This window comes from Paenibacillus sp. FA6 (genome assembly GCF_051550225.1).
Taxonomy (GTDB): domain Bacteria; phylum Bacillota; class Bacilli; order Paenibacillales; family Paenibacillaceae; genus Paenibacillus_AQ.
In genome coordinates this window covers 660,717-687,666 of the sequence record NZ_CP188820.1, presented here as the reverse complement: position 1 = coordinate 687,666, position 26,950 = coordinate 660,717, and the positions used below count along the sequence as shown (strand labels likewise).

Below are 26,950 nucleotides of genomic sequence, written 5' to 3'. Positions count from 1 at the left end.
TTCTAAAATATAAGAAATAGAGTATCAAGTGAAACTTATACTTTCTTATATTTCAAAAAAAGGACGCCTCTTGGCGTCCTTGGTGAAAGATTTCATGATGTTAGAAGGGATGTAACTCATCCCCTTCTTTGGTTCTACTTTCGAGGGAGCTTCTACTTCCATTTTTGTAATAAGTACACTTAGATCCGAATTTCCCGTTATTCTAATTTAAACTTTCCAATCTCCTTCTCTAGATCATTAGCCATCTCTTTAAGAGTTGTAGCAGAGCTTGATATCTCTTCCATCATGGCCATTTGTTCCTCAGATGAAGCGGCGACACTTTGTGAATTTTGTGATGCATCTCTACCAATTCTGGCAAGCTCATCGAGTGAAGCAGCTACCTGCTCGCTCCCAGCAGACATTTGTTCAGACGCTGCCGATACTTCATGCACTTGTTCAGAGACGCTCTGTAAAGCTCCAACAATCCCTGAGAACGTCTCTCCTGCTGTATATACGGATTGAATCCCATTGGTGACCTGACTCATGCTTGTGTTCATAGCTGCCGAAGCCCGATCGACGTTCTTAGCAATATCATTTAATAGAATTGAAATCTGCTGAGAGGAGTCATTCGATGACTCTGCCAGATTCCGGACTTCGTTCGCGACAACAGCGAACCCCTTCCCGTGTTCTCCCACTCTCGCAGCTTCAATAGATGCGTTCAGTGCCAGCAGATTAGTCTGTTTGGAAATGTTCGTAATAATGGCTAGAATCTTTCCAATTTCCTGAGATCGTTGCTGCAACTCGGCTAGTATATTTACGGTATCTGATACCGACGTATGAATAGCTTCCATCTCATGAACCGATCGATGAATAATATCATTCCCTTGCTCTGCGTTTCCTGTAACTTCATTAGCACGTTCAGACAATCTCGAGGAAGATTCCGCAATTCGCTGAATTCCGATAGCCATTTCCTCCATCGCAATTTGGCTTTCCATCGCAGACTGCATTTGTGTCTCCGAACCAGATGCCACCTCTTGAATAGAACTTGCAATTTCTTCGGATGCCTTTGAAGTCTGTTCTGCACTTATCGTCAATGCATTCGAGGATGCTGTAACATTTACAGATGTCGACTGGACATTGTGAAGTAATTGACGGATATTACTGATCATCGCGTTGAAATTTCCCGACAATATCCCTACTTCATCCTGATTTTTAACAGGTATATTAACCGAAAGGTCTCCATCAGCAACTAACTTACTTAGTTCAGACAGCTTACCGATGGGGCGTAGTGCAACTCGTATCAGTACGATAGTTAACACTACAAAAAGAATAATTAGAACTGCTCCAATAATAATCGTCACTTTTAACTGAGATGCTTGCTTTTCAGCTAAAATACCATAGTCAAAGTCGACTCCAAATATCGCAATTCTATTCCCGTTATCATCGTTGATCGAACTGACAATACTTACCCACTTGCCGAATTCATCCGTAAACACATCCGAAGATGCATATCCGTCTATTTCCATCTTAGCTAACGCTTCAGCGAAAGTCCCTGTCGCTTCATAGCTAGTACCTGGCAACAAATTTGAGTCGTACAATTCTTGATTAGCCAGTAATAGTTCTATCTTTTTAGTATCTCCACTCGTCTCTACATCCGGCATATAAATATAACTATTCGCTATCATTTGATTGCTTTTCATGCTATTTAACTGCCGCTGTACTTGTTGAATCCCCTCATCTATCATGAACTTATCCGAGCCAATTAAGGTTTTTGCTTTCTCGATCGCTGGAATCTCTTGGACCATTAAGTTATGCAATGTCCATTCCATCATAACCATTTCCTCGTCTTGCTCCGCTCGTAACCGTTCGAAAGAAATATAAGCCAACGTACTCCCGAACAATAAAAACAACAACGATAATACAATACTTGATTTAAAGACTAAACTTTTCGTTTTCATTATATATCCCCCCGTAATTCCATAATGTATTTGATTGTGTTCCCTGCAAAGTAGAACCTATCGATATAATAGTTCAAATTTGTGATACTCTCTTATATCGACATTTAATCACTTAAAATGAATGGTACCTTTTGGTGGGAAAACAAAAAATCTCTTCATTCCAGCCCGAAGAGATGTACCAGCGTATAACCTAAACCCGAGAGCAAGACCGATCCGACGAGTCCCGCAACAAATGGCTTCATTCCCAGTCTTTTAAAAGTCACCAAATCAACGTTTAATCCCAGGCCTGCCATGGCCATAGCAATGAACATATAAGCGATGATTACAACGCCATTTGCAATGAACGGGGGAACAATTCCTAGCGAATTAACTCCGCTAACAAACAGAAACCCAAGGATAAACCAAGGAACCGGGATCGACTTCCACGAAGTCTTGGCATAATTGCCCTGCTCTTTTCTCTCCGAGCGATTGTTCCATACGCCAATTACAATTGCAATCGGAACCAGCATCGCCACCCGTGTCAACTTGACCATAACTGCCATATCTACTGCATCATTTCCTCCAGGGGCCGCAGCCGCAATGACGTGAGCAATCTCGTGCAATGTTGCTCCCGAGAAAATTCCATAACCTATTGGTGATAAACCTAGGACTGGATATAGGAAGGTGTAGCACAGGGTAAACACTGTCCCTAATATCGCTACTATCGCTGCTGCGATCGCAGTTTCGTCGTCTTTCGCCTTGATTTGTGGAGCAATCGCAACAACCGCTGCAGCACCGCAGATCGCTGTTCCGCATGCAGTCAAGATGCTTAAACTCTTCTCTATTTTAAACAAACGAGCCAGTCCATAAACGACTGTAAGAGTAAAAATAATTACGGTCACTGCAATAAGAAATACTTTCGGGCCTGCATGGATCATATCCATAAGATTAAGCCTCATACCAAGCAAAATAATACCGAGTCGCAACATTTTTTTACTAGAAAAATGAATCCCAGCAATGATCGTTTCCAGTACACCGACAGTTGCCCTCCAAGCAATCCCAAGCAAGATAGCAATTACCAGTTGTCCCATGATAGCGAGGAACGGGAGACCAGCTAACACTTTTGCTACTATTGCAATAATGAAGGTTATTCCGACTCCCAGCGTAAAACCAACATATTGTTTCTTCTTATTCTCTATGGAAAGTATGTGTAATTGACCCATGATCGTACTCACTCCTTGTTAGAATATCTAGTTGAGGAAGCATGATTGCTTTCTATGACTCAACTATAAGCCGCTCCAACTTAGATGTGAAATACCGATATGCTATCGGATGTATTAGGATTACTTATGCTTCCACAAATAATATAGAGGTTGTTTGTTCATCAAGAAAGAACGCGATACAATGGATCTAAGAAATGAAACGATTATAGCGTATCGGATAACGGAGGAATGTTGATTGTTAGATACATTGAAAGTATTTATAACGGTAGCAGAACTGAGCAACTTCTCACGTGCTGCGGAAATACTCAATTTGTCTCAGCCTGGGGTTAGTCTGCATATTCGGAATTTGGAGAATGAATTCGGAGTCCAGCTCATGCATCGATCTTCTAAACATGTGAAGATGACTGAAGCTGGCCATATTTTATACAAGCAAGCCAAACAAATATTAGCCCAGTATGAGGCAGCGAAAGAGGAAATACACCTTTTACGGAATGAGGTCACGGGATCTTTAAAAATAGGTGCAAGCTTTACGATCGGTGAGTATATACTACCTCGTCTTCTAGCTCAATTTGTCAATCAGTATCCGCAAGTCGACATTCAGGTAACGATAGCCAACACAGAAGAAATCGCTCAAGCGGTTCATTCCAATGAACTCGACGTCGGCTTGGTCGAAGGTCATGTTGAATATTCGGAGATTCAAGTACAACCTCCTTTTATGGAAGATGAAATGTTGTTAGTCTCTTCTACCGGTCATCCTCTACATTCCCTAAGAACCGTTGAACCACAGATGCTGCAAGATCAAACCTGGGTATTTAGAGAAAATGGCTCAGGCACTCGGGCATACAGTGATCAATTTATCCAAGATACAGATCTTCGTGTGAAACGATCTTTCGTGTTCAATAGCAGTCAAGGTGTCAAGGAGGCCGTCGTCGCTGGACTAGGTATTGCTATGTTATCTCGCTGGGTCATACATAAGGAGTTGGAATCAGGAGATTTACATCATATTCAAGTGAAAGGGCGCCGTTTCACTCGCGATTTTCACGTTCTACTGGAATCCAAGTCCATTAGCACGATGGCTGTGAAAATGTTCATTCAGAAACTAAGAGAATTTGAATAATCAAGTAGAAACGGCTATGCCGTCCTTTGTCAAAGACGGCATCCGTTTCAGCAGAAATATAAGAAATAGAGTATCAAGTGAAACTTATACTTTCTTATATTTCAAAAAATGCCAAATCCCTTGATAAACAAGAGATTTGGCATTACATATTAGATAATCTATGCAACTAATATTACTTCTTAAACGCTAATCTGAATTCATTCATCGCTTTTCTATGCCGTTCAATGTAGTTCCACACCCAGAAGACCAGTATTAGGGAAGCTACTAAATACAAAATTGGGACGATTACAGTAATACTGTTTAATAGAAAAGCGAACACAAGAAGTAAGCCATTGAACAAGTGATTTATCGCCGTATGAGCGTTACTCGGGATCAAATCTACAGCATTCTTATCATAGTTCTGATGTGCGTAGCGGATCGCTTGTGCGGCAAATGGGATGGATAAGAAAGAAAAGTATAATGTATACGGTCCATATCCAAGAATCGGAAGCAAAGCGATGATTACATAACCTAGAACGAAACTACCGATGAGCACGTTCTTAGTTTTCTTCTTACCAAGGCGAACGACCAACGTTTTTTTGTTAGAGTTCCTATCTGATTCTTCATCTGGGAACTGATTAATAATCAATACATTATTGATAAACAGGGCGACAGGTAGTGAGATCAGGAATGCTTGTAACGAATAGTGTCCAGTCTGCACATAGTAAGCTCCCATCGTCATTAGAACACCATAGGTCGTAGCGACGAGGAATTCAGCCACACCTGCTGCCATATTAATGAAGGAAAGTTTTCCTTTTCCACCCGTATAAAAGATACCCGCAATCAATCCATAGCTGATTAGTGGGATCAGACCAAGTCCACTAGCGAAAACTAAATATATCCCAATTAAGACGGCACTGGTCGATAACGTTATCCCGAAGAATCCCATATCTGCTCTCGAGATTAATCCGAGCTGAATCATCCGCGATCCCCCGGTAAATGGGCGGATACCTGTACGATTCTCGCTGTCACGTTCGGCGTCCTTCCAGTCATTGATCATATTCGTCCCAGCTTGAATCATGATCGCTCCGAATAGGGTTAATAAAAAAGTAAGCATATTGATCTGATCCGTTTGCGACAAAGCCAGGGCTGCGCCTAAAAGAATTGGTACTAATGACGCTGTAAGCGACAACGGACGAACCGCTTCTTTCCATGCCCGTGCCTTAGCTTTAACATCATCCCACACATTTACATTCTCGCGATTATGTTCGAATTCGAACACCGTTGGGGGTTCCCCTTGAAGAATTTCTGGTACATAACGATACTTAACCGTAAATGGCTTAACACGAATAAACTCCAATCGATCGAGAGCACCAATACTATGAAATTGACCTACAATGGGTGAACGGTTTAATAGTAGTTCAATCGCTTTATTTCGTTCCTTCTCATCTTTCAGTACCTCCGCCCTTCCGATGACTTCGCATTCTTCCATTTCCATGAAGGTAGGACCCTGATGGATCAATATAGCTGTCTCAGGTATGTTAACCCATTGAATCACCTTCGGATCACCCTTCGTACTCGTCAAATAGAAATTAAATTGTTCATCCACTGCGAAATGCATCATTCTCTGCCGTGGTAAACCCATATTAGAGGTACCCACTGCTGCGACCTCTGCCCGTCCTAAATATTCGAATACCTCTTGCTTACTACGCTCTGCCATACAATATATCTCCTCCGTACTTTTCTATTATAATTAAATACCGCACATGATATTTAGGTAACTATTCTATCTTACTATAACAAAGGAAGAGACAAACCGATAATCGTCAAATATATCTCAGGAGGCTACCAGAACGCATTATTGGGCGTATTATGGGGATAATCAATATATAATTGCAACATTAACGACATCACTGCCGTCTTTACTTTTAGATGTTGTTCAAAAAGTCATCTTTTGAACTCGGACAATTATAGTGGCAATACACACAACAAGGAGAATGAACAAAAATGAGAAAAAAGAATGTTGTAATGATCATGGTAATCGTGCTTGGAATTATGCTAACGGCATGTGGGGGATCGAACAAGAAAGAAGAAGTCTACCAACCGACACAATCTACCAAAGAAATGATAGACACCGTATTAGCTCAGATTGAGCAACCCTCATTAATGGAGATGCCCGAAGATATGATTCTCCAATTCTACCATTTAGATACGGCTCTGCTTGATCAATATACGATTATGATGCCGATGATGAATGTAAAGACCAATGAAATTGCTGTTCTGAAAGTTAAAGATGCGAAAGACATCCCCACAGTAGAAACGGCTGTCAAACAACGTGCAACAGATATTCAGAAGCAGTTCGAGACTTATCTGCCAGACCAATACGAGCATGCCAAGAACTATAAACTCGTTACAAAAGGCAACTATGTGATCTTCATTATTTCAGAAAACGCTGCTGATATTGAGACAGCATTCGAAAAATTCTTCGTTAAGCCTTAAGCCGTATGGTATTCAGTAGCCTACTATTCTTATTTTTGTTCTTGCCTGCTGTTTTAGCTATATACTATTGCTCACCACGGCGTTCTAAGAATCTAATCCTATTCGCTGCTAGCCTCGTATTCTATGCGTGGGGCGAGCCTGTATATATTGTCATCATGCTGCTCTCCACCTTCACTGATTACTGCTTTGGTCTGCTTCTAGACAGACCAAAGTTCAGTGATCACAAGCGGAAGTGGATTGTGGTATTTTCTATTATCGTTAATTTGAGCTTACTATCATACTTCAAATATGCGGACTTTCTGATCGACAATATCAATACGCTACTCGGTACTAATATTCCTTTAACCGAGCTACCGTTGCCGATTGGCATATCCTTTTATACCTTCCAGTCCATGTCCTATATCATTGATGTGTATAGAAGAACCACCCCAGCACAACGTAATTGGCTCGATTTCGGTACATACGTCGCTTTATTCCCACAATTAGTAGCTGGTCCTATCGTGCAATATTCCACCATTGCTGAGCAATTACGTAACCGAACTGTGAACAGAGAAATGTTCGCAGAAGGGGTTCGTCGTTTCACCATTGGGTTGGCTAAGAAAGTGTTGCTTGCGAACAATATCGGACTACTCTGGAACACAATTTCCAGCTCCAACCCAGATACACTATCCGTTCTAACAGCTTGGCTTGGCATTATCGCCTTTGCATTCCAAATTTATTTCGATTTCAGTGGATATTCGGATATGGCTATTGGTCTTGGACTCATGTTCGGCTTCCGGTTTAATGAGAACTTCAATAGGCCTTACATAGCACAGAGTATCACCGACTTCTGGAGACGATGGCATATTTCATTAAGTTCCTGGTTCCGTGACTATGTCTACATTCCTTTAGGTGGTAATCGCCGCGGGCTAGGGATACAACTGCGGAACATTCTGATCGTATGGATACTGACGGGGATATGGCATGGGGCAAGCTGGAACTTCCTCTTATGGGGCTTGTACTTCGGTATTATTCTTATATTCGAGAAATGGCTAGGGCTGAAGCTACTTCAGCGCATGCCAAAGTGGTTGCGGCATAGTTACGCATTACTGCTTATCTTGATCGGTTGGGTGCTGTTCGCATTCGATGAGCTTCTTATGATGGGAAGTTACTTTAACGCCCTGGCAGGATTGAATGGACATTCGTTATGGGATTCTGAATCATTGTATCTCCTATACACGAACGCGATATTGCTCGTTGTACTAGTGATTGCCTCTGTTTCAGACCGGACGAGCCCGCGCTTGGAATCTAGACCCTATCTACAACTAACATGGCATGCTGTATTGTTTCTACTCTCTATTGCATATTTGGTTGATGCAACCTTCAATCCATTCCTATACTTCCGATTCTAATAGAGGTAGTTCAAAAAGTCTTACTATAAAAGGAGCATGATCGAGATGAATAAACGCGTAGATCAATTGTATATCGCTGGATTTGTCACTATTCTCTTCATCATGCTCTTCTTGTTCCTTCTTCTTCCTAAATCCTATTTCTCTGACACGGAGAACCGTAACCTACAAAAGGTTCCACAGTTCACATGGGATAATCTTTGGTCGAAGACATTTTCAGAGCAGACTGAGAACTATATTACTGATCATTTCCCCTTTCGGGATAAATGGGTTGCCGTGAAATCGACCATGGAGCAACTACGACTTCAACAGGAGAACAACGGAATCTATAAAGGCCAGAACGGCTATTTATTCGAGAAGTTCAATCAGCCTAATTATGAATCCGTACAGAAATATACAGATGCTGTTAACAAGTTCGCAACTAACCACACCGATGCTAATATAACGTTCATGCTCGCACCAACATCCATTGGCTTATATCCGGAACGGCTGCCTTGGCTTGCTACTGCTTATTCCCAATCGAAGGTGAACGGGTTCATTAGCGAGCAGTTGGGAAACAACTTGTCTTTCATTGACGGGTTTGATTATCTACGTCCTGCAGCTAACGATACGACACCGATATACTACCGTACGGATCATCACTGGACGACCTACGGTGCTTACTTAGCTTATCATGCCTATGCTGAGAAGATGGATTGGAGGGTAAAGGACGAATCGGAGTTTACTGTTGACACAGTCACCGATTCATTCCTTGGAAGCTATCAAACGCGGAGCCAATTCAATAGATTGGATGCAGATTCCATCCAAGTCTATCTACCGAAATGGCCTGTTATTTCGGAGTTGTATATCGCGGACACAGATGAAACCGTATCTGGTCTATACGACTCTAGTTATTTGGATAAAAAAGATAAATACTCGTATTTCCTCGGTGGGGTTCATGCACTGATGACCATAACTAGCGATATTAAACCAGTAGACATTGAACAGCAAAAGCTGCTTGTTCTCAAAGATTCCTACGCTCATAGTGTGCTTCCATTTCTAGCCCTTCATGTGCCAGAAATTCACGTCATCGACCTGCGTTATTACAACGGAAATATTAGCGATTATATGACCGAGAACGGGATTGATGAAGTATTAATGTTGTTCAATACCTCAACGTTTGTGGACAATAGAGAAGTGTTGAAGCTGGGGTATTAGGTAAGTTTACTTCCCTTTGTAAACCATTCGTTCTTGGGCTTACGAGCTGGGTTCGCCTTCGATTTAGCAGGTTTGGCAACTGTGGGTTTCGATGAACCTTCTACCTTCGCAGATCGAATTGATTTAGGCATCGGATAAGAATGATCCTTCACTTCGGGAATGGACTTTCCGATTAATTTCTCTATATCGCTGAGGAACGGAAGTTCATCCACTTCGCAAAAGGAGATCGCACTCCCGCTCAACCCTGCTCTACCAGTACGTCCAATTCGATGAACGTAGGTTTCTGGAATATTAGGGAGGTTGAAGTTAATGACATGCGAAAGTTCGTCAATATCAATTCCTCTAGCTGCAATATCCGTCGCTACTAACACTCGTGTTACACCACTCTTGAAATTTCTTAATGCATTCTGTCGGTCTATTTGAGACTTGTTTCCATGAATGGCCTGAGCAGAAATGTTCTCTCTAGCCAGATCACGCACAACGCGGTCGGCACCACGCTTCGTACGGGTAAACACCAATGCCGATACAATGGATTTATCTTGCAACAGATGATTCAATTGTTTCTGCTTGTTCCCCGTTGCTAGCAAATAAACAGATTGTTTAATTCTATCGGCAGTGGATGATACCGGAGTAATCTCTACCTTTACTGGGTTAACCAATAACAATTTAACCATTTTAGATATTTCAGGCGGCATCGTTGCCGAGAAGAAAAGAGTCTGTTTTTTGTTCGGCATTTTTGCAACAATTCTCTTCACATCATGAATAAAGCCCATATCCAGCATTCGATCGGCTTCATCAAGTACTACTATTTGGACATGTTGTAAATCAATACGTTTTTGACTTATTAAATCGATGAGCCTGCCCGGGGTTGCAATAATAATATCTGCACCATGATTTAGCGCCCGTTCCTGTACTTTTTGAGATACGCCACCCACGATGGCAGTACAACTCACTTTGGTATATTGACTATACGACTTAATATTTTCTGAAATCTGAAGGGCAAGTTCTCTTGTCGGTGTTAAAATCAATGAGCGAATATGACGCCCAGCGTTTGGTTTACTTTGCTGTTCGCTCAACAGTTGGATAATAGGTACAGCAAACGCAGCGGTCTTCCCCGTTCCAGTCTGGGCGCAACCAAGCAAATCTCTACCCGCTAACACAGCTGGAATTGCCTGTTCCTGTATGGGAGTCGGAGTAGTATAGTTCTCTTTACTTAAAGCTCTTAGGATCTCGGGTATAATATTCAATTCATTAAATGTCATGTTGTCTCCTTAATTATAAATACATTTCTTCTAAACATCTCTCTTAGCATTTCCTTAAATCGCTACTTTACGTCATAACATACAAGGATAACACACATAAGCGCAGAAATAGAAGCGGAAATTTACCCGCTCCATTATTGGATGTAGCTTACTCTATATAACCAATTAACGATGTTCTCCAATTAATCATCCAATTCCACGCTTAGAATTTGTCCATCGGTATCTACTTCCCATTCGATTTCAACACCTTTATTCAGCCCAAGCTTATCCTCATCATCGATGACGATATCATTTGGAATGGTCAAAGTTTGTTGTCCTCCTCGTTCCACTTGAACGGTGACCTCATTTCCTTTAACTGCCAGGATGACTCCGTCATATTCAAGATGCCGCATGACAATCCCATGATTCGAATCCGTGATTGTCATGCGCTTACCGCCGTCTGAAAGCAATTCAACCTTTTTACGATAGCCATTTTTTATCACTTCATCTTTGATTATTTTTTTGATTGTCACACCAGCGGGAATTCCCTCTGTATCATCGGACACAGTTGAACCTGATTGCGAATTTGGTTGTTCTGTTGTGTTATTCGTATTCGATACTGTAGGTGGTGGGGTTTCTACTAGAGGAGTTGATCCTTGTGATTCAGGTTGTGCCTTAGAACAACCACTTAGTAGAGTGAATATACAGATAAGTAGAAGAAGTGTCGATTGAATAGGACGCCGAATGCTCTTTTTATTAGGTATCATCTCGTTGCCTCCTTAGGATTAACTTGTATTCAAATGTTACATCTTGGTCATAGTTTTCACTTCTTATTTTACTATTATGCACTAGATATCTTATAAGTTGAACATTAGCTAAAAACCCGAATGTCATTCCTTTTCAAGGAATGACATTCGGGTTGGTTTGCTTTTATAGGTTGCGCATGAGCCCTCGGAACTTTAATCTTGAGAGGGTCTATCATCGTTTCCTTGATAACGGAAGTGAACGAAATCAGCGTAACTCCCTTTAAACTGTTGCATATCATGAGCCGCAATACCGACAAAATTCCCAGTAAATCCACCTGATAAGAAACTAATGTTTTGAGTTTCAAATAGTGGCACCCATACCGATTCATCTCCAATATGGTAATAAAATTGCGCTTGTGTTTCATTTACCTCTACTGCCAAATGAATAGGGAGATCATCTTTAATCGCTATCGCTTTAGGTACTAATGTAAACGAATTTTCCTCACATCTCATCATCCGTAATACCTTTCCTTGTCCCTCTTCATGACTGACGTACGCATACAGGTAATTCTCATCATTGAGATATAGCAACAATCCTGCCATTTGCAAATAACTTTTAGGATCATACTCTAGAGCCGTTTCAACCCGAAAACGCATATCCGTTTGCCGTATCGCAACAATATGGTGTTGGAAGAGACTTTGAATAGATTCTCCAGCCACCAATCGAAGATAACCGGGACGCTCTGTAAATGAACACCAACTATCGTCTGCCAGTATCCGCAACGAATTCCATGTTTTCTTTAATTGTGGACCCTCGAAGGAATCTTCAAATATATGACGCGGTTGTTGTACTTGCACAGATACCCCTTTAGGTGCGGGAACTTGCAATTGTGGTGTATTGCCCCCTGCTGTTAATCGCAACCAACCTTCTTCATTCCAGTACACTTGCTGTATGGCGGACTCACGTCCTAGGATGGCATACTTCCCTTCAATGGGACGGGTACACAAATGTGCCATATACCATTCCCCATCTGGCGTCTGCACGAGACTGCCATGTCCTGCACATTGTAGCGGTAACTCGGGATGATCACTAGAAGTAAGCATTGGATTTAGCGGGTCAACCTCATATGGTCCTAATAGTTCCTTGGAGCGTGCTACGGTGACCGCATGTCCTGAACCCGTTCCACCTTCTGCTGTAATCAGATAATAATAACCATTTTGTTTGTAAATATGAGGTGCTTCTGTTTTCTTTAATGGTGTACAATCAAATAGTTTAACAGGATCGCCAATCACTCGTTGTTGTTTACTATCATATTGTTGCATGACAATACCACTGGATTTATTACCCTCCGTAATACGATAATCCCACAGCGCATTCAGTACCCACTTACGTCCATCATCATCATCATGAAATAAGGAAGGATCGAACCCGCTACTGTTCAGGTAAATGGGTTCTGACCATGGTCCTTCAATCGATTCTGCAGTGATGAGATAATTATGCGCGTCTTTGAATGGACGTTTCGTACTTTTAACATCTGTATATACTAGATGGAATAAGTTATCGTGATAGCTAAGTTGTGGTGCCCAGATGCTACAATTTTTCGCATTTCCTCTTAAATCAACTTGATCAGTTAAGATATCCGTACAATGCTCCCAATGAGCCAAGTCCTTCGATTCATACACCCTTACTCCTGGAAGCCATTCAAACGAGGATACTAGAATATAGTAAATATCCTTGACTCGTATAATATACGGATCTGGATTAAACCCTCTTAATATCGGGTTTTCGATCATATTAGTCATAACTCTCACCAATCCTTCTACTTATTTGCCAAACTCGAATTAGCAAAAACATACTCCTTACTCAATTCTACTTCCACTGTTTCAAAACAATCTGCCCATGGAACACGTTGCAAACGTACTGCAGCAGCGTCCTTCACGCCATATTCTTGATAGCAAACCGTTTTCTTATTAGCGGCATTATTCCAATGATCCCATCCGAGTGGATGAATATATTCGCCCATCTGACAATTCACAAATGCAGTCTTGGCATATTCACGCCAAGGACGTCCCAGAAATACCGGAGAAATATCAGGTTCTGCTGTTAAGAAACATTGATTGAAAATATAACCGTGTGCTGCACCCTCGGGTGTAGATGCCGCTGTAATATAACCTGCTTCATTCTCACAATGTCGTAAACTACGAATTTCACATCGTTCAAAATATGCCGTTGCACCACCAAATATAAAATCCACGGTTCCCTCAATATAACAATTCTGATATAGCTGACGATAGTGTGTATGATGTTCCCGTATAGGAACTCCGCCAAACTCTAATCGCTCTCTGGGTGCGGGTGGCAATGGACCTGTAAATAATGTATCTTGATAGCCTTTGAAGGTACAATTTCTAAACATCGTTTCATCACAGTGAGCGTAGACTGCAATAGCCTGGCCAATATTTTTTCCTTGCCCCGATGAGTTCACAATAGTGAGGTTGTCCAAGACAAGATGACTGCCTCCCAAGAATAAGGTTGGAGTTGCAAAGGTTTCGATTTCTGTTCCTGTCTCATCCCGTTCTTTGGCATATCGATTCATTCGAATCTCCACATGCCCAACGCCTATCATTGTAAGATGCGAACGATATATTCGCACCTCTTCTTCATAGACACCGGACAATATAACTAACGTTTCCGCTTCGGTTGTAAATTGCTGTTCTAGCGAATCAACGGCTTCTTGAATCGTGTGAAAATCACACAAGGGTTCTTTTCCTACTACAATCATAGTTGGTTTTATGTTCCCTTCATTTAAGTTATAGGTGTTTAGCTAAAAAATTCTGCCACCTGCTCCGCATCTCTAGCGTCTCCATATGTCCGCCACTAGCAACGACAGATTCCCAATGTTCCAGCTTCCCTGCATCTTGGTAAGCTTCGGACAGCCCCTTAGCCAAATGTTCTACTCCTTCAATGGGACACATCCGGTCGTTTCTCCCTACTAGACTCATTCGCGGACGAGGAACAATACGTTTTTGAATATCCAGTGTTGTATAATGCTTTAACAAACCGGGGACATAAGAATAGAAACCATGATGATCCAATCCCCTTTTGGCAATTAAGGTATGGGCATCGACTTGTCCGCAAATGTCGATGGTGACCTTAACCCGTTCATCTAATGCAGCTAGCCACCAGGCCATCAAACCGCCCATGGACATACCAATCGTTGCAATTCGAGACGACTCAATGTCCTCACGCTGGCACATATAATCCACCATTCGAATATTGTCATACAGCATCATGCCCCACATCACTTGCCCCTGCCACAACATTTCCTTTACTAGTTCACTCTCTTTTTTACCACCACGTTCATTGAAGCCCCACATGTCAATGCAACAAGCTGCATAACCCATTTCCGTGAGGGTCTTAACGAATGATGGCTGTTGCAAGTAAGGACTACTACGAACAAATTCGTTGCGCCCATTCGTATAATCTCCCCCATGAGAATGATTGAAAACAACCAAAGGAAATGGGCCTTCGCCTTGCAAGGGTATGGCTACATAGGCAGGTACTTGTTCAATGCCGTTCAAATCCAGCAAGAGCGATTCGAGACGATAACCATCTCGCTCTTCTTGCTTCAGCACCGTCACCGTAATCGGCTTGTCCACGGGCAGATCACCTAACAATTGCTTCAATTTATCAATACCCATAATCTACCCCCTACTCAGGAACATTTTGCTCTGAAGGTGATACAGTAACTTGTTCTACAAGCTTTTCTGGCTTGCTTGTATTCCTCGAATGACAATTTAAAATTTCAACGGCTTCTCCATTTTCAATGTAAAAAGCAGGTCCTTCATGGTTCTCAATCGTCACCTGATGAAATTGGACATCTCTCACATTGCCTAAATAAAATCCTCGGTTATTCATATCCTTAAGACCTGTCATCATATCAGGTTGGCCCGGAGTACCGTTTGGCGCCATTGAAATATCGATGTTAGTAAACGTAACTTCTGAAACATATTGCTCAGCAAGTCCATATATGAAACCCGCAGAGGCATGAACATTACGTGCGGTAATATTTGCGAAATGAATACGTCTGAAACAAGGTGTTTCCTCTGTAATCGGATACGGATTCTTGTCCCACACATATTTCTCTTTACCACGAGGCCCACAGAAATAATAAAGGTTCATCGTAAATGGACAAATCACATCTTCCATCACAATATTGCTGATACGAATGTCCTCAACGACCCCCCCGCGTCCGCGTCTTGATTTCATGCGGATACCACGATCGGTTTGTTTGAAAATACAATTGCTAATTGTAACATTACGAATATCTCCACTCATTTCACTTCCAAGTACGACAGCACCATGTCCGTGAACCATCGTACAGTTCGTAATCGTAATATTCTCGCAAGGAATCCGGTCTTTTGTATCTTCCGTTCCTGCCTTTATAGCGATGCAATCATCACCCACATCAATATTGCAGTTGCTAATACGAACATTAGAACAGGATTCTGGATCGATACCGTCTGTATTCGGTGAATCAGCTGGATTAAGAATAGACACATTATCAATCGTAACATCATAACAAGCGATCGGATTCACGGTCCAGCTTGGGGAATTCTTAAGTGTTACATCTTTGATTGTCACCCGCTGACAACGATCGAAGCTGATTAGCTTCGGTCTTGGATACTGTAGGTTCTGCCGATTATTACGGAATAAATCCCACCATGCTTGACCATTTCCCTCTAGAGTTCCGCTTCCTGTAATCGATACATTATGCAAATTCTCGCCATACACACAAGAAGCATAGACCTCTTGTTTGACACCTTCCCATCTAGATACAACGACAGGATAATCCTCTGGATTCGTACTAAATGAAAGGGTAGCACCTGGACTTAGATTCAACTCAATATTACTTTTCATAATAATAGCGCCGGTTAGGAAAGTACCTGCGGGAATATGAACCGTCCCTCCACCTGCGTTACTTGCCGCTTCAATTGCAGACGCAATAGCCTCAGTTGCAAGCGTCCCACTATTCCTAATCGCTCCGTAGTCTAAGATATTATACATATTCATCCACCCTTCACCCATTGTTTATATTCCTTTCTATCGTCTTAATTGTTCATACTCACCGCAAGCTTGCAGGAATGCACCTAATCCCTTTTGATCGTTAGTAATGATCGGTTCACTAATATAATACTCAAAGCTACCGTCACGCTTCTCACCTACACCTAAGCCAGCAACTTCACAGTTTTTATTGAGATTTACCCATCCTTCTTTCGTTTCAAGTACAAACTCTGTGATCAATCCATTAAATGCCAAGTCCAACGTTTCATCCCAGCTCGTGTCCAATACTCCTAATCGAATCCCTTTAGCCATAGCATAGGTAATCATGCTGGAAGCAGATGCCTCTAGATAATTCCCTTTGCGTCCTCCAAGATTAACCACCTGATACCAGACTCCTGATTCCGCATCTTGGTACTTCTTCAATGCACTTAAAGTATCGTTTAGAATACGTACAAGTTCTTGATAATCTGCATGTTCAGTCGGTAATATTTCCAATACGTCCACTAACGCTATGAGATACCAACCTAATGAACGCCCCCAAAAGTTAGAGGATAGTCCCGTTGTAGGATCACACCATAGTTGAACACGTTGTTCATCCCAAGCATGGTATAGCAGACCTGTAACGGAATCCTTCGTATGCTTCTCGCAAAGAATGAATTGTTTCGTCACGTCATCTAATCCTTGTCCTTCTTCGAACGTCAACAAGTATTCCAGATAGAAAGGCGCTCCCATATAAAGACCATCCAACCAAATTTGATATGGATATATTTCCTTATGCCAAAATGCACCTTCCGATGTACGAGGGTGTGTTTTTAGTTGTCCTCTTAACAAGGTTGCTGCTTGTTTGTATTTATCTTGCTTGGTTTCTTTATATAGAAGGAATAACAATTTCCCATTATTAATGTGATCGATATTGTACTCGTCAAGACGATAACCTTGAATGCTGCCATCTTCTTGAATGAAATAGTCCATATTGTCTTGAATGAACTGCAAATATTTACGATCTCCCGTTTGCTTGAACAGCAACTCGAATCCTTTGAGTATCACGCCATAATCATATGACCATTTACCCTTTTTCCCTTTGTCTTCGTATAGTTTCGGTGTACGTTCCATGATGGAATCGGCTGTTTGGATCGCCCATTGTTTATTCATGTAAATCCCCTCCAACATATATTTTTATCATTTACAAAATCCTTGTCATCCAATTGTTGCGCCCAAGCCACACGTGTAGTTGAGCTTGCTCCTGGCCCTACCGAACCTAACTCTCCATAATATACGGTTGTCTCCGCAGAGACTTTATCCCAGTCATTCCATCCTTCTTGATGAATATGTTTATCCATCCAACAATCAATAAATACGGTTCTAGCATAATCTCGCCATGGTCTTCCTAGAAAGACGGTATTCTTATCGGCTTCACTTATTAATTTGCATCTATGAAAAACAAACCCTATTTCTTTATCCATCGGTGTGGCTGCGGCGGTAATATATCCATTAATCTTCTTCCCTTGATCAATACTTACGATTTCACATTTATGAAAGAATGCCGTTGCTGAACCGAAGATGAAATCGATATCTCCAACAATCCGACAATTCTCAAAGTAGTTCCGCCCACTTATGTTGCTAAGTTCTTCCTTAGGCCTTCCTAAATACAACGTATCTTGCGCTGATATAAAAGTACAATTCTTAAATGAAACCTTATCTGCATCTACATATAATGCAACTGCTTGAGCTACCTTGTCACTTTCACCTGCTGAGTTCTCAAAAGTAATATTGTGAACTTTAATATTGTCAGCTGTAATATAAGTACTACTCGAAGCAAAGGTCCCCATAGGAACACCTAACTGATTAAGTTTCGGGGAATAATCATCAAAAGTAATCTTTACGTCTCCCTCTCCGAATAGATGCAGGTTGGGTTTATTAATCTTAAGTTTTTCCTTATATACACCTGATTCAATAGTGACCATTATTTCCTCTGTGGAATGATTCGGAATACTATTTATCGCTGCTTGGATCGTTCTGAAATCACCGTTTCCCTGCTGACTTACCTTTATCATGTTCTTCATAGATTCACCTTTAAGTTGTTTTCGCTAACCAATTGTTAAAAGTGACCCCACCATAAGGTGGGATCAGCTTAATAACTATTTACTTTTGTGATTTTTTATAAGCTTCTTCATATTCAGCCGTAATCGCGGATCCACCATTTTTCTTCCAAGATTCTACTGCTTTTTTGAAGTCATCTTCAGTAGCTTGGCCCATGATGTATTTGAATGAAGCATCTGTGATGATTTTCGCTAATTCAGTACCTTTTTCATTGGAAGTAGCTGAATCCAATGGAACAGTTGGATCAAATATTGCAAACTTATCATTTTCTCTGATCAATTCATTAGCCAGTTGTTTCTTAGGATTGGAATCCTGCAAATCATAGGTAACTTCACTTGGTCTAGAGCTAGAGAAAGGCTGTACATCCGCTTCCCATAATTTTTGATTTATAATTTTGAAGGCTCCCGTAGCATCGAATTCATAGTGAGTTCCTTCAATACCACCTGTCATATACATAAATACTTCTTCATCAATCAAATCATTTACGAATTGTAGCAATGCTTTCAGTTCTACTTCTGTTTTAACATCTGATTTAGGGAATGCTAACAATCCACCGACTCCGCCGCCTTCAGACCAGATACGATATTGTCCATCACCATTAGAAATCTTATTAACAGGGATTAAATCCATACCCTCTTGCAATCCTTGTGCTAAATTCTGTAGGTTGGCAATGTCAACCATACCTGTGTAAATACCGGTTTTACCTTGTGCGAATTGTGCCTGTTGGTCCGTTTTAGCAGTTACCGCGAAATCTTGAGCCAAATACTTATTCTCATATAACTTCTTGGAGTAGTTAAGAGTTTCTAAATATTGTGGTGTATCGAATTCAGGAGTAAACTTGCCATTCTCATCTACTGCCCAACCATTCGGTGTTCCGAAATAAGAACTAAGTGTTTTAAAACTACTGTATCTTAGATCTGATCTATCACCAAAACCTGCTGTATCATTTTTGCCATTACCGTCAGGGTCATCCTCTGTAAATGCTCTAGCTATTTCGTAGAGTTCATCCAATGTTGTTGGTTCAGGTAGACCCAACTTATCTAGCCAGTCTTTACGGATGATAAGACCTGAACGTGCCAAGTTCTTCTGGAAAGGTACGCCATATAGAACCCCTTCTATGGAAGCTGCATTTCTTACTCCTTCTGGTATCTTCTTCAAATTCTCGTAGTCATCAATATACGGACCTACATCCCAGAACATTCCGGATTTCAATGAGTTTCTAACAGATGAATTCGTCATCATCGTTAGAGTAACGATATCTGCTAGCTGACCTGAAGCAAGTGATGTTGTAATACGCTCCTCTTTGGAAGCATCTGGCACCCAATTGAAGGTAATCTTAGTATTCGTATATTCCTCAATTTTTTTCTTAATTACATCCGTTGGAGGTGATGCCGTATGCAGGATATGTAACCAAGTAAATTCAAGTGGCTTAGCAGTTTCCACTACAGCTGGAGCATTGCCGCTACCCGTTGTTGTACCGCCACTGTTATTTTGTGCTGTGTTTCCACTTCCTCCTCCACATGCTGCCAGCATTGAACCCATCAAGGAAAGAACAAGCACCGAACTCATAAACTTTTTTTTCATTTTAATTCCCCTTCGCTATTTTTTATTGTCGATCTTAGTACACGCCATCTTCCCCAATTTTTCTAGCAAATTTGTTAGCTGCAACGACTAGGACTAGACCAACCACCCCTTTGAACATTCCCATTGTCGTACTGAAACTTAACTGACCATTTTTTAAACCTGCTGTGTAAATATAAGTATCAAATATTTCAGCAACTTCGCGGTTTAATGAATTTAGGAGCAAGAACATATGCTCAAAACCAAGATCTAATGTGCTACCAATCTTCAATATTAGCAACGTAATGATAACTGGCCGAATTGCCGGTAGTGTCACGTGCCACATTTTTCTTAAGCGTCCTGCACCATCCATTCCTGCTGCTTCATAAAGAGTTAGATCTACTGTAGTAACAGCAGCTAGATAAATAATGGTTGACCACCCAAGTTCCTTCCAAATGATTTGTCCGATATACATCGTCCTTAGCCACTCTGGTGAAGTTAAGAAGCCAATCTTTTCTCCTCCCATAGAAGCTATCAATTCATTGACTACTCCACCGTCTAATGATAGGAACACATAAGTGATGGAAACGATGATAACCCATGACATAAAGTGTGGAATGTAAATAATCGTTTGAATCATATTTTTAAAGAAACGGTTTGTTACCTCATTTAACATTAACGCCACAATAATAGGTAATGGGAAGAAAAATAATATATTCATTCCAAACAGTATCAATGTATTACGTAACAACATAATAAAGGTTGGTTCCGTAAACAATCGAATGAAATGCTTAAACCCTACCCACTCGCTTCCTGTGATACCTAGATATGGTTGATAGTCTTGAAACGAAATGACCAATCCCGCCATTGGCAAATACTTAAATATAATGAAGTACACTAATCCGGGAAGTATCATAAGATACAGCAATTTATATTTCTTTAAATTTGCAATAGCTGTTGATATTTTCCCCTTTTCCAATTTCTCTAAATTTATATTGGTTGCGGTTACAGTGGAACTCTTCACTTCTCATCCTCCTCTACCTAATCGTTGTTTGCTTTCGTTGTTTGTTCTCTCAGATTAAATAATTTATTGCATTACGTATATAATCATTACATGACAGCGATTGCATTTCCGCGTAAACACTGCGATCTTCGCCTATCAAACTCATTTAAAGACCATTCAACAAGAAATGATTACTCACAGATTTCAAGATGCTTCCATCCATTCTATAGATAAAAGATGAATAAGACATGACCGGATTATTCACGTAATGCGACACTCTTGTTACAATTTAAGGGTAACATCAATTAAGAGGAGGAACATACATGATAGAGAAATCCAAAAAAACCGAGATAAAGATATCCAACAACACTGAGTCCCTTGCCAGCCGTCTTTTCGCAATAGCAAATAACCTTATATTGCTACTACTTGCTCTGGCCTGTCTATTGCCGTTTATTAATATTATCGCTAGTTCTTTTTCTTCCACACAAGAAATGATCGAGAGAAGGTTCATGCTGTTTCCAAGAACATTTTCACTGGATGCTTATAAGTACATCCTGTCAACTTCAACTATCTTTAAAGGACTTGCAGTTTCGATTGGCACTACCGCAGTTGGAACAATCGTTAGTATGGCCCTGACGTCCACGATGGCCTATGGATTATCAAGAAAGTACCTTCCAGGTAGAGTTACTATCAACTTTATAGTCGTATTCTCTTTATTGTTCAGCGGTGGCATGATACCTACTTTCTTAGTTGTAAAGAGTGTCGGACTTATCAATTCCTATTGGGCACTGATTCTACCTGTTGCTATTAACGCCTTCAATATGATTATTATGCGGAACTTCTTCCAAGCTCTTCCGGAAGAATTAGAAGAATCAGCTAAGATTGACGGTTGTAATGATTTAGGTACCTTCTTTAAAATAATGCTTCCGCTCGCGCTACCATCCATAGCGACCATCTCTCTCTTTTACGCAGTCGCTTACTGGAATACGTATACGCAAGCGATTCTCTATCTTACAGACTCATCCAAATGGACGATTCAAGTATTACTTCGTCAAATCGTTATCGTCTCCAGTGGGATGCAAGCTGAAGGAACTTCAGTGGATATCATTCCACCCGCACAAACGGTCAAAATGGCTGTTATCGTCGTAGCAACCGTTCCAATGCTCATATGCTATCCTTTCGTACAGAAACACTTCAATAAGGGTGCATTGATGGGAGCGGTCAAGGGATAATCTTTATCTCTACACAAGTAGAAACGGCAATGCCGTCCTTTTTCAAAGACGGCACCCGTTTCAGCGGAATTATAAGGAATAGAGTATTAAGTGAAACTTATACTTTCTTATATTTCAAAAAAAGGATTGTCCCTAGCCATTCAAGATGGCTCATGGGACAATCCTTTTTATTAACTTAAGGTGTGAATTATCTCCCTATACACCTTCATGCATCTTGCGGTAAATACCAGGCGTAACATGCTCTTCCTTTCGAAATGAGCGGATAAAGTTTTGCGAGTTATTGTATTGTAATCTTTCAGCTATTTCTTTAACAGTCATATCGGTCTCAGTCAACCACTTCTTTGCTATTTCTAGTCGGTAGTTCTTCAAATACTCACTAAAAACAGTCCCATATTCTTTTTTAAAGATTCTGCTTAAATAATTGGGATTATAGTGAAGTCGCTCCCCGATGATTTCTAAAGTTAATTCTTGATCAAATTCAGTACTAACAATGGAGATAATCTTTTCTGAAATACCCCGGAATTGATTATTCGTTTTCTCCTGCATGCTATCCACCATTGGATAAATAACTTGTTCCACCAAGATACGTTCAATCTCTTCTGGATTACGGATATCCAACAATGTGTGATAAAATTTCTGATTATCTTGCGTCAGTAGTACATTTATCCCTAATTGTTGCTCTAATTGAATCAGGTTATTGACTAATCGTACTAACATCACTTCGAAGTTCATTGAATTCTTATTTTTCCCCATCATTTCAGCTAGAAATGGATATAAAGCTTGGCTGACCTGTTCTTTGTCTCCTAAGCGAATGCCATCAAACAGCTGCGATTCTAGATCTGCAGGATAATGAAGCAACACTGGGCCTGAGACCACCATAGAAATATCTTCATAGAATATGATAGATTCTTTCCCTAAATTTAAACGTTGGTGCAAAGCTTGTTTACTCATTTCAGCAGCCTTTTTACTCTCCATTAAATTATCATATGTTGCACTAATGCCAATACTAATAGATAATTGCAAATATTCTTTTACTGCCCTTAGGAGCGCTTTAGCATATTCTAGTGTTTGCTTACTCATCTCTTGTTCAGTCTTCCCTGTAAACACCAATATGGTTGCTTGAGTATTGTCGTTTAAAATAACAGGAAGCATCCGTTGCTGCTTCGGAACAACATCTTCTACAATTTTATTAATTGCTAGTAACAATACATCTTTATCAGAAGACTCTTGGTTACCGAAATTATCTAATTGAATCAACATCGTGACATACAATTGATTCTCTGTCTCCTGATACCCGAAACGTTGCAATTTACGCACTATTTCCTCCGAAGTTATTCGATTTCGGAATAGGTTTAGAATCAATTGTGTTTCAAGTTGTGGCATTTCAGCTTGAATTAGGTTTTCCAGAGATTCTTTCTCTGTTAGAATCATATCGATTGAATCCATAATCCATTCAATTTCATTTCTAGGATTAGAATCAGACTGCGGATCTTTAGGTAGACTACGTTTAATTTGTAGGATTGGCTTCGTAAAGAAAATAGATATTACATAAGCTATCACCACAATAAATATCATTAACACGAGTCCCATCGTAGATAACCCATATTTGGTTATTTTCAACGATTTAGCAATTTCCTTCTGATCTAATATAGTAAGATAGATCCAATTGTTATATTTAGATTTAGCATAAATAAACTGAGTAGATTGATGATCCACATTTTCCTGTGTGACCATTCCTGTATCATTCTCTGATCCAATACTCTCGGAGATTTGTTGGAGCTGTTCGTCGGTGAACATTTTTTTGTCTGGATCAGATTCATACATCAAATCGCCTTGTTTGTTCAGAATATAGACTGTCGTATTTTCTCCTGTTTTGATAGTACGATCCAATGTTTGTAGCGAGATATCCGACAGTGCAATGGCTTGTTTATTCTTGGAGAATACAGGTAAGGTGTTCACAAAGCGTATACCCTTATCTGTCTTGATCCAGAATAGCCCTTGATCCTTATTGGCAATATAGGCTTCAATCAAATTCTCCCGTTCACTTACCGTTAAGTAAGATAGAGTTCCATTAGAGATTTGCCAATTCTGCACTAGACTAATCAGGGAATACTCTGTCCCTTCTAATGCCATCGAGGCAATATAATTAAGCTGTGTATTTACATCTCGATAAGCTATGAAATCCTGTACCGTAATGGGATTCTTAACTACGTCTTGAAATGAACTGGTAGTACTGTACGTATTGAAGGCATATTCAATGCCTTGAATTTTATTCTCCATATTATTCTTTATCTGTTCAATATAACTTTGTTTACTACTAGAGAATCTGTCAATAACTGAATTTATTGTACTCAAGTAGATGTAACTTCCAAAACTAGCTACCAGTCCTATTGCTAAAACTAAAATCGGAATAAAGATTCTATAGAACATTTTTCCTCTTTTCATGTTGCAGCCCCTTTAATTCATATCCACTTTATATATTATAGCGCTTTCATGAATCAAAACCAATCATTTAACGTGTGCATTAACTTTCATGACAGATACGAACCTATCTAATCGAATACGTTTTCCTAATAAAATCGATTGTTAACCAATCTTCTTCAATGTCAATCTATAATATCATAATAACATAATAACATAATCACTAACCCTCGACATGTTAGGTGTTTCATATGTGCATTCCATTTTAATCCTTGACTTAAAAATGGGTACTTATTAAAATGAAACCGTTAACAATATTACGAAATACTGATGAAATATACTTTATACAAGAGATAAATGTTAACGTGTGCAAAATAATGCTAAAGAAGGAGAACAAATGACACATACACTGTTTATTGCTGGAGATTCTACTGCGGCTATTAAAGGGGCAAGCGAAAAACCTATGACCGGCTGGGGAGAATTCCTCCAAAGTTATTATGGTAAATCTATTAAAGTGGAGAATCGAGCTATCAACGGCCGAAGTACCAAATCTTTTCTAGCAGATGGTCGCTTGGCTGCTATTGAACAAGACTTTCAAGCTGGCGATTACCTTTTCATACAATTTGGACACAATGACGAAAAGAAAGAAGATCCATCTCGCTATACCCATCCTGATACAGAATATCGTCATAACTTAATTCAATATATTGAATCTGCTCGGCAGCGTGGTGGAACTCCCGTGCTGTTGACATCTTGTAGCCGTCGTCTATTCACCACAGAGGGTAAGCCCGACCCACTTGCTGTAGGTCCTTATCCAGCAGCGATGAGACTAGTAGCCGAAGAGACACAGACACCACTACTCGATATATTCGAAGCTTCGCAACAGCTATACGATACACTAGGTGATGAAGAATCCATGAAACTATTTATGCATTTACCTAAAGGTGCACATCCAAATTACCCATCAGGTGTTGAGGACAACACTCATTTCTCTGAAGAAGGTGCTCGGCAAATCACCAAGCTTGTAGTACATGCGATTGAACAATCCACTGACTTACCTTTACTAGAGTTAAAGGAACTATTGCAATAATCCGATTCATATCACATTAATTAAAGAGGAGTAATCATATGACAACCCCCCTTCATCTAGGTATACGAGCGCATGATTTCGGACAAATTCCATTAGAGGACTTGATTGGAAAGATACAACAGTATAACTTGTCACATATTCAATTTGCTCTAAAAAAGTCATTTCCTAAAAGCGCTCCGAGTCTAGAAGCTATTAGTCCAGGAACGGCCAGTTACTATGGTAATGCATTCAGACGAGCCGGCATCCAAATAGCCGTTCTCGGCTGCTACGTCAACATTGTGGATACTGACCCACAAAAGCGATCACAGGCTCTATCTGAATTCAGTACTCATCTTCGCCTAGCCAGAGACTTCGGAGCTAGTCTAGTAGGCACAGAGACCGGTAGTGTTGGGCAAGGCTATACAACGGACAACTTTACAGAAGAAGCTTTTCAAGAGGTTGTTACTTCCGTAAAAGCAATGGTGGCGGAAGCCGAACGCTTTGGTGTGACCGTGGGTATTGAAGCTGGATTACATCATCCGCTGTACACGGCACCATTGACACGACGGCTACTTGATCTTGTTCCTTCCAATAATCTTCAAGTGATTCTAGATTGTGCAAATCTTATGTCGCCTACTAATTACTCACAACAGGAATCCGTCGTTGCAGAAGCTTTCGAACTTCTAGGAAATCGGATTGCCGTCATTCACTTGAAAGACTTTATAGTTGAGGATGGACGAATCCAAATTGTCCCTGTCGGCCAGGGTTGGCTTCAGTTTGAGCCTATCCTTCGCTATATGAAACACCAACGCCCGCATATTCAGGGTATATTAGAAAGTACCACTGAAGAATATTTGGAAGAAAGTATAGCCTTTTTAAATCGAGTTTATGAGGAAGTATAATGATAAATCAGTCGCAACTCATTAAATTATCAACAAAAAAAGTCTACACGAATCTGTGTAGACTTTTTTAACATAGTAGAAAGTGGGGGTACATAGTGATAAGATACATGTCAAAGAGACCTTTATTCCTCGCACTCATCGCCAGCAGTTGCATAAAGTACAACTAAATTCGGGTGAATTGTCCGAAGACTCATTATAGTTGCACAACCTACATCTAGATACGAGTAAACAGCCACAATTCATCGTTACCAGCAAAGTAACTGTACATTATGCAACTGTTTTCCACTATCGCTAT

Annotated in this window: 21 protein-coding genes; 7 read left to right on the top strand and 14 right to left on the bottom strand. The window is 40.5% G+C overall.

Annotated features, from left to right (window positions below):
- Positions 1 to 197: 197 nt before the first annotated feature.
- Together ACP8HI_RS03100 and ACP8HI_RS03095 are read right to left on the bottom strand one after the other, a co-directional pair.
- On the bottom strand, positions 198 to 1,937 hold the full coding sequence (locus ACP8HI_RS03100; RefSeq protein WP_438349678.1) for a methyl-accepting chemotaxis protein: 1,740 nt from the start codon (positions 1,935 to 1,937) through the stop codon (positions 198 to 200).
- A gap of 155 nt (positions 1,938 to 2,092) precedes the next feature.
- Positions 2,093 to 3,139 (bottom strand): YeiH family protein, encoded by a 1,047-nt coding sequence (locus ACP8HI_RS03095; protein WP_438349677.1) that lies wholly within the window; start codon positions 3,137 to 3,139, stop codon positions 2,093 to 2,095.
- A 235-nt stretch (positions 3,140 to 3,374) separates the two neighbouring features.
- Here ACP8HI_RS03095 and ACP8HI_RS03090 point away from each other — a divergent pair, with 235 nt between their 5' ends.
- A complete protein-coding gene (locus ACP8HI_RS03090; protein ID WP_438349676.1) occupies positions 3,375 to 4,256 on the top strand; it encodes a LysR substrate-binding domain-containing protein in 882 nt (293 codons plus the stop codon).
- Positions 4,257 to 4,428: 172 nt separating this feature from the next.
- On the opposite strand, the gene ACP8HI_RS03085 is transcribed toward ACP8HI_RS03090, so the two are convergent.
- Positions 4,429 to 5,955 (bottom strand): prenyltransferase, encoded by a 1,527-nt coding sequence (locus ACP8HI_RS03085; protein WP_438349675.1) that lies wholly within the window; start codon positions 5,953 to 5,955, stop codon positions 4,429 to 4,431.
- A 287-nt stretch (positions 5,956 to 6,242) separates the two neighbouring features.
- On the opposite strand from ACP8HI_RS03085, the gene ACP8HI_RS03080 reads away from it, so the two are divergent.
- Genes ACP8HI_RS03080 through ACP8HI_RS03070 form a run of 3 tightly spaced genes read left to right on the top strand, consistent with a single transcriptional unit; the run spans position 6,243 to position 9,319 of the window.
- A complete protein-coding gene (locus ACP8HI_RS03080) occupies positions 6,243 to 6,734 on the top strand; it encodes a DUF4358 domain-containing protein (RefSeq protein WP_438349674.1) in 492 nt (163 codons plus the stop codon).
- Positions 6,735 to 6,739: 5 nt separating this feature from the next.
- On the top strand, positions 6,740 to 8,125 hold the full coding sequence (locus tag ACP8HI_RS03075; protein WP_438349673.1) for an MBOAT family O-acyltransferase: 1,386 nt from the start codon (positions 6,740 to 6,742) through the stop codon (positions 8,123 to 8,125).
- Positions 8,126 to 8,170: 45 nt separating this feature from the next.
- Entirely contained in the window at positions 8,171 to 9,319 is a 1,149-nt protein-coding gene (locus tag ACP8HI_RS03070) for a DHHW family protein (RefSeq protein ID WP_438349672.1), read from the top strand.
- Here ACP8HI_RS03070 and ACP8HI_RS03065 read toward each other — a convergent pair.
- From ACP8HI_RS03065 to ACP8HI_RS03020, 10 genes are all read right to left on the bottom strand, one after another.
- A complete protein-coding gene (locus ACP8HI_RS03065; protein WP_438349671.1) occupies positions 9,316 to 10,581 on the bottom strand; it encodes a DEAD/DEAH box helicase in 1,266 nt (421 codons plus the stop codon). The genes ACP8HI_RS03070 and ACP8HI_RS03065 overlap by 4 nt on opposite strands.
- Before the next feature lie 182 nt (positions 10,582 to 10,763).
- On the bottom strand, positions 10,764 to 11,327 hold the full coding sequence (locus ACP8HI_RS03060) for a hypothetical protein (protein WP_438349670.1): 564 nt from the start codon (positions 11,325 to 11,327) through the stop codon (positions 10,764 to 10,766).
- Positions 11,328 to 11,519: 192 nt separating this feature from the next.
- The gene (locus ACP8HI_RS03055; RefSeq protein WP_438349669.1) at positions 11,520 to 13,109 is read right to left on the bottom strand and encodes a glycoside hydrolase family 43 protein; all 1,590 of its coding nucleotides are present in this window, start codon (positions 13,107 to 13,109) and stop codon (positions 11,520 to 11,522) included.
- A 17-nt stretch (positions 13,110 to 13,126) separates the two neighbouring features.
- On the bottom strand, positions 13,127 to 14,083 hold the full coding sequence (locus tag ACP8HI_RS03050; protein WP_438351689.1) for a pectinesterase family protein: 957 nt from the start codon (positions 14,081 to 14,083) through the stop codon (positions 13,127 to 13,129).
- A gap of 31 nt (positions 14,084 to 14,114) precedes the next feature.
- Positions 14,115 to 14,999, bottom strand: a complete 885-nt coding sequence (locus tag ACP8HI_RS03045; protein ID WP_438351688.1) for a dienelactone hydrolase family protein — start codon at positions 14,997 to 14,999, stop codon at positions 14,115 to 14,117.
- Positions 15,000 to 15,015: 16 nt separating this feature from the next.
- Complete coding sequence (locus tag ACP8HI_RS03040; protein ID WP_438349668.1) at positions 15,016 to 16,377, bottom strand: glycoside hydrolase family 28 protein; 1,362 nt, start codon at positions 16,375 to 16,377, stop codon at positions 15,016 to 15,018.
- A gap of 30 nt (positions 16,378 to 16,407) precedes the next feature.
- Complete coding sequence (locus ACP8HI_RS03035) at positions 16,408 to 17,520, bottom strand: glycoside hydrolase family 88/105 protein (RefSeq protein ID WP_438349667.1); 1,113 nt, start codon at positions 17,518 to 17,520, stop codon at positions 16,408 to 16,410.
- On the bottom strand, positions 17,517 to 18,431 hold the full coding sequence (locus tag ACP8HI_RS03030) for a pectinesterase family protein (protein ID WP_438349666.1): 915 nt from the start codon (positions 18,429 to 18,431) through the stop codon (positions 17,517 to 17,519). The genes ACP8HI_RS03035 and ACP8HI_RS03030 overlap by 4 nt, the downstream gene beginning before the upstream one ends.
- Positions 18,432 to 18,510: 79 nt before the next feature.
- The gene (locus ACP8HI_RS03025) at positions 18,511 to 20,052 is read right to left on the bottom strand and encodes an extracellular solute-binding protein (RefSeq protein WP_438349665.1); all 1,542 of its coding nucleotides are present in this window, start codon (positions 20,050 to 20,052) and stop codon (positions 18,511 to 18,513) included.
- Positions 20,053 to 20,086: 34 nt separating this feature from the next.
- Positions 20,087 to 21,052 carry an ABC transporter permease gene (locus ACP8HI_RS03020; protein ID WP_438349664.1) on the bottom strand — a complete coding sequence of 322 codons (966 nt, stop codon included), beginning with the start codon at positions 21,050 to 21,052 and terminating at the stop codon, positions 20,087 to 20,089.
- 302 nt (positions 21,053 to 21,354) lie between these two features.
- Here ACP8HI_RS03020 and ACP8HI_RS03015 point away from each other — a divergent pair, with 302 nt between their 5' ends.
- Positions 21,355 to 22,263 (top strand): carbohydrate ABC transporter permease, encoded by a 909-nt coding sequence (locus ACP8HI_RS03015; protein ID WP_438349663.1) that lies wholly within the window; start codon positions 21,355 to 21,357, stop codon positions 22,261 to 22,263.
- 195 nt (positions 22,264 to 22,458) lie between these two features.
- Here the strand turns inward: ACP8HI_RS03015 and ACP8HI_RS03010 are convergent, their stop codons facing one another.
- Positions 22,459 to 24,708: an AraC family transcriptional regulator gene (locus ACP8HI_RS03010; RefSeq protein ID WP_438349662.1), complete on the bottom strand. Its 2,250-nt coding sequence runs from the start codon at positions 24,706 to 24,708 to the stop codon at positions 22,459 to 22,461.
- A 373-nt stretch (positions 24,709 to 25,081) separates the two neighbouring features.
- Between ACP8HI_RS03010 and ACP8HI_RS03005 the strand changes: the two genes are divergently transcribed.
- Both ACP8HI_RS03005 and ACP8HI_RS03000 read left to right on the top strand, forming a co-directional pair.
- Entirely contained in the window at positions 25,082 to 25,774 is a 693-nt protein-coding gene (locus ACP8HI_RS03005) for a rhamnogalacturonan acetylesterase (RefSeq protein ID WP_438349661.1), read from the top strand.
- Between the two features lie 38 nt (positions 25,775 to 25,812).
- Positions 25,813 to 26,655 carry a sugar phosphate isomerase/epimerase family protein gene (locus tag ACP8HI_RS03000; RefSeq protein WP_438349660.1) on the top strand — a complete coding sequence of 281 codons (843 nt, stop codon included), beginning with the start codon at positions 25,813 to 25,815 and terminating at the stop codon, positions 26,653 to 26,655.
- Positions 26,656 to 26,950: the final 295 nt, after the last annotated feature.

Excerpts from the sequence above, each read along its gene's own strand:
- ACP8HI_RS03095 (WP_438349677.1), bottom strand. The coding sequence starts at position 3,139 with ATGGGTCAATTACACATACTTTCCATAGAGAATAAGAAGAAACAATAT.
- ACP8HI_RS03060 (WP_438349670.1), bottom strand. The coding sequence starts at position 11,327 with ATGATACCTAATAAAAAGAGCATTCGGCGTCCTATTCAATCGACACTT.
- ACP8HI_RS03030 (WP_438349666.1), bottom strand. The coding sequence starts at position 18,431 with ATGAAGAACATGATAAAGGTAAGTCAGCAGGGAAACGGTGATTTCAGA.
- ACP8HI_RS03035 (WP_438349667.1), bottom strand. The coding sequence starts at position 17,520 with ATGAATAAACAATGGGCGATCCAAACAGCCGATTCCATCATGGAACGT.
- ACP8HI_RS03025 (WP_438349665.1), bottom strand. The coding sequence starts at position 20,052 with ATGAAAAAAAAGTTTATGAGTTCGGTGCTTGTTCTTTCCTTGATGGGT.
- ACP8HI_RS03000 (WP_438349660.1), top strand. The coding sequence starts at position 25,813 with ATGACAACCCCCCTTCATCTAGGTATACGAGCGCATGATTTCGGACAA.
- ACP8HI_RS03010 (WP_438349662.1), bottom strand. The coding sequence starts at position 24,708 with ATGAAAAGAGGAAAAATGTTCTATAGAATCTTTATTCCGATTTTAGTT.
- ACP8HI_RS03085 (WP_438349675.1), bottom strand. The coding sequence starts at position 5,955 with ATGGCAGAGCGTAGTAAGCAAGAGGTATTCGAATATTTAGGACGGGCA.
- ACP8HI_RS03055 (WP_438349669.1), bottom strand. The coding sequence starts at position 13,109 with ATGACTAATATGATCGAAAACCCGATATTAAGAGGGTTTAATCCAGAT.
- ACP8HI_RS03005 (WP_438349661.1), top strand. The coding sequence starts at position 25,082 with ATGACACATACACTGTTTATTGCTGGAGATTCTACTGCGGCTATTAAA.
- ACP8HI_RS03015 (WP_438349663.1), top strand. The coding sequence starts at position 21,355 with ATGATAGAGAAATCCAAAAAAACCGAGATAAAGATATCCAACAACACT.
- ACP8HI_RS03070 (WP_438349672.1), top strand. The coding sequence starts at position 8,171 with ATGAATAAACGCGTAGATCAATTGTATATCGCTGGATTTGTCACTATT.
- ACP8HI_RS03100 (WP_438349678.1), bottom strand. The coding sequence starts at position 1,937 with ATGAAAACGAAAAGTTTAGTCTTTAAATCAAGTATTGTATTATCGTTG.
- ACP8HI_RS03075 (WP_438349673.1), top strand. The coding sequence starts at position 6,740 with ATGGTATTCAGTAGCCTACTATTCTTATTTTTGTTCTTGCCTGCTGTT.
- ACP8HI_RS03065 (WP_438349671.1), bottom strand. The coding sequence starts at position 10,581 with ATGACATTTAATGAATTGAATATTATACCCGAGATCCTAAGAGCTTTA.
- ACP8HI_RS03040 (WP_438349668.1), bottom strand. The coding sequence starts at position 16,377 with ATGAATATGTATAATATCTTAGACTACGGAGCGATTAGGAATAGTGGG.
- ACP8HI_RS03080 (WP_438349674.1), top strand. The coding sequence starts at position 6,243 with ATGAGAAAAAAGAATGTTGTAATGATCATGGTAATCGTGCTTGGAATT.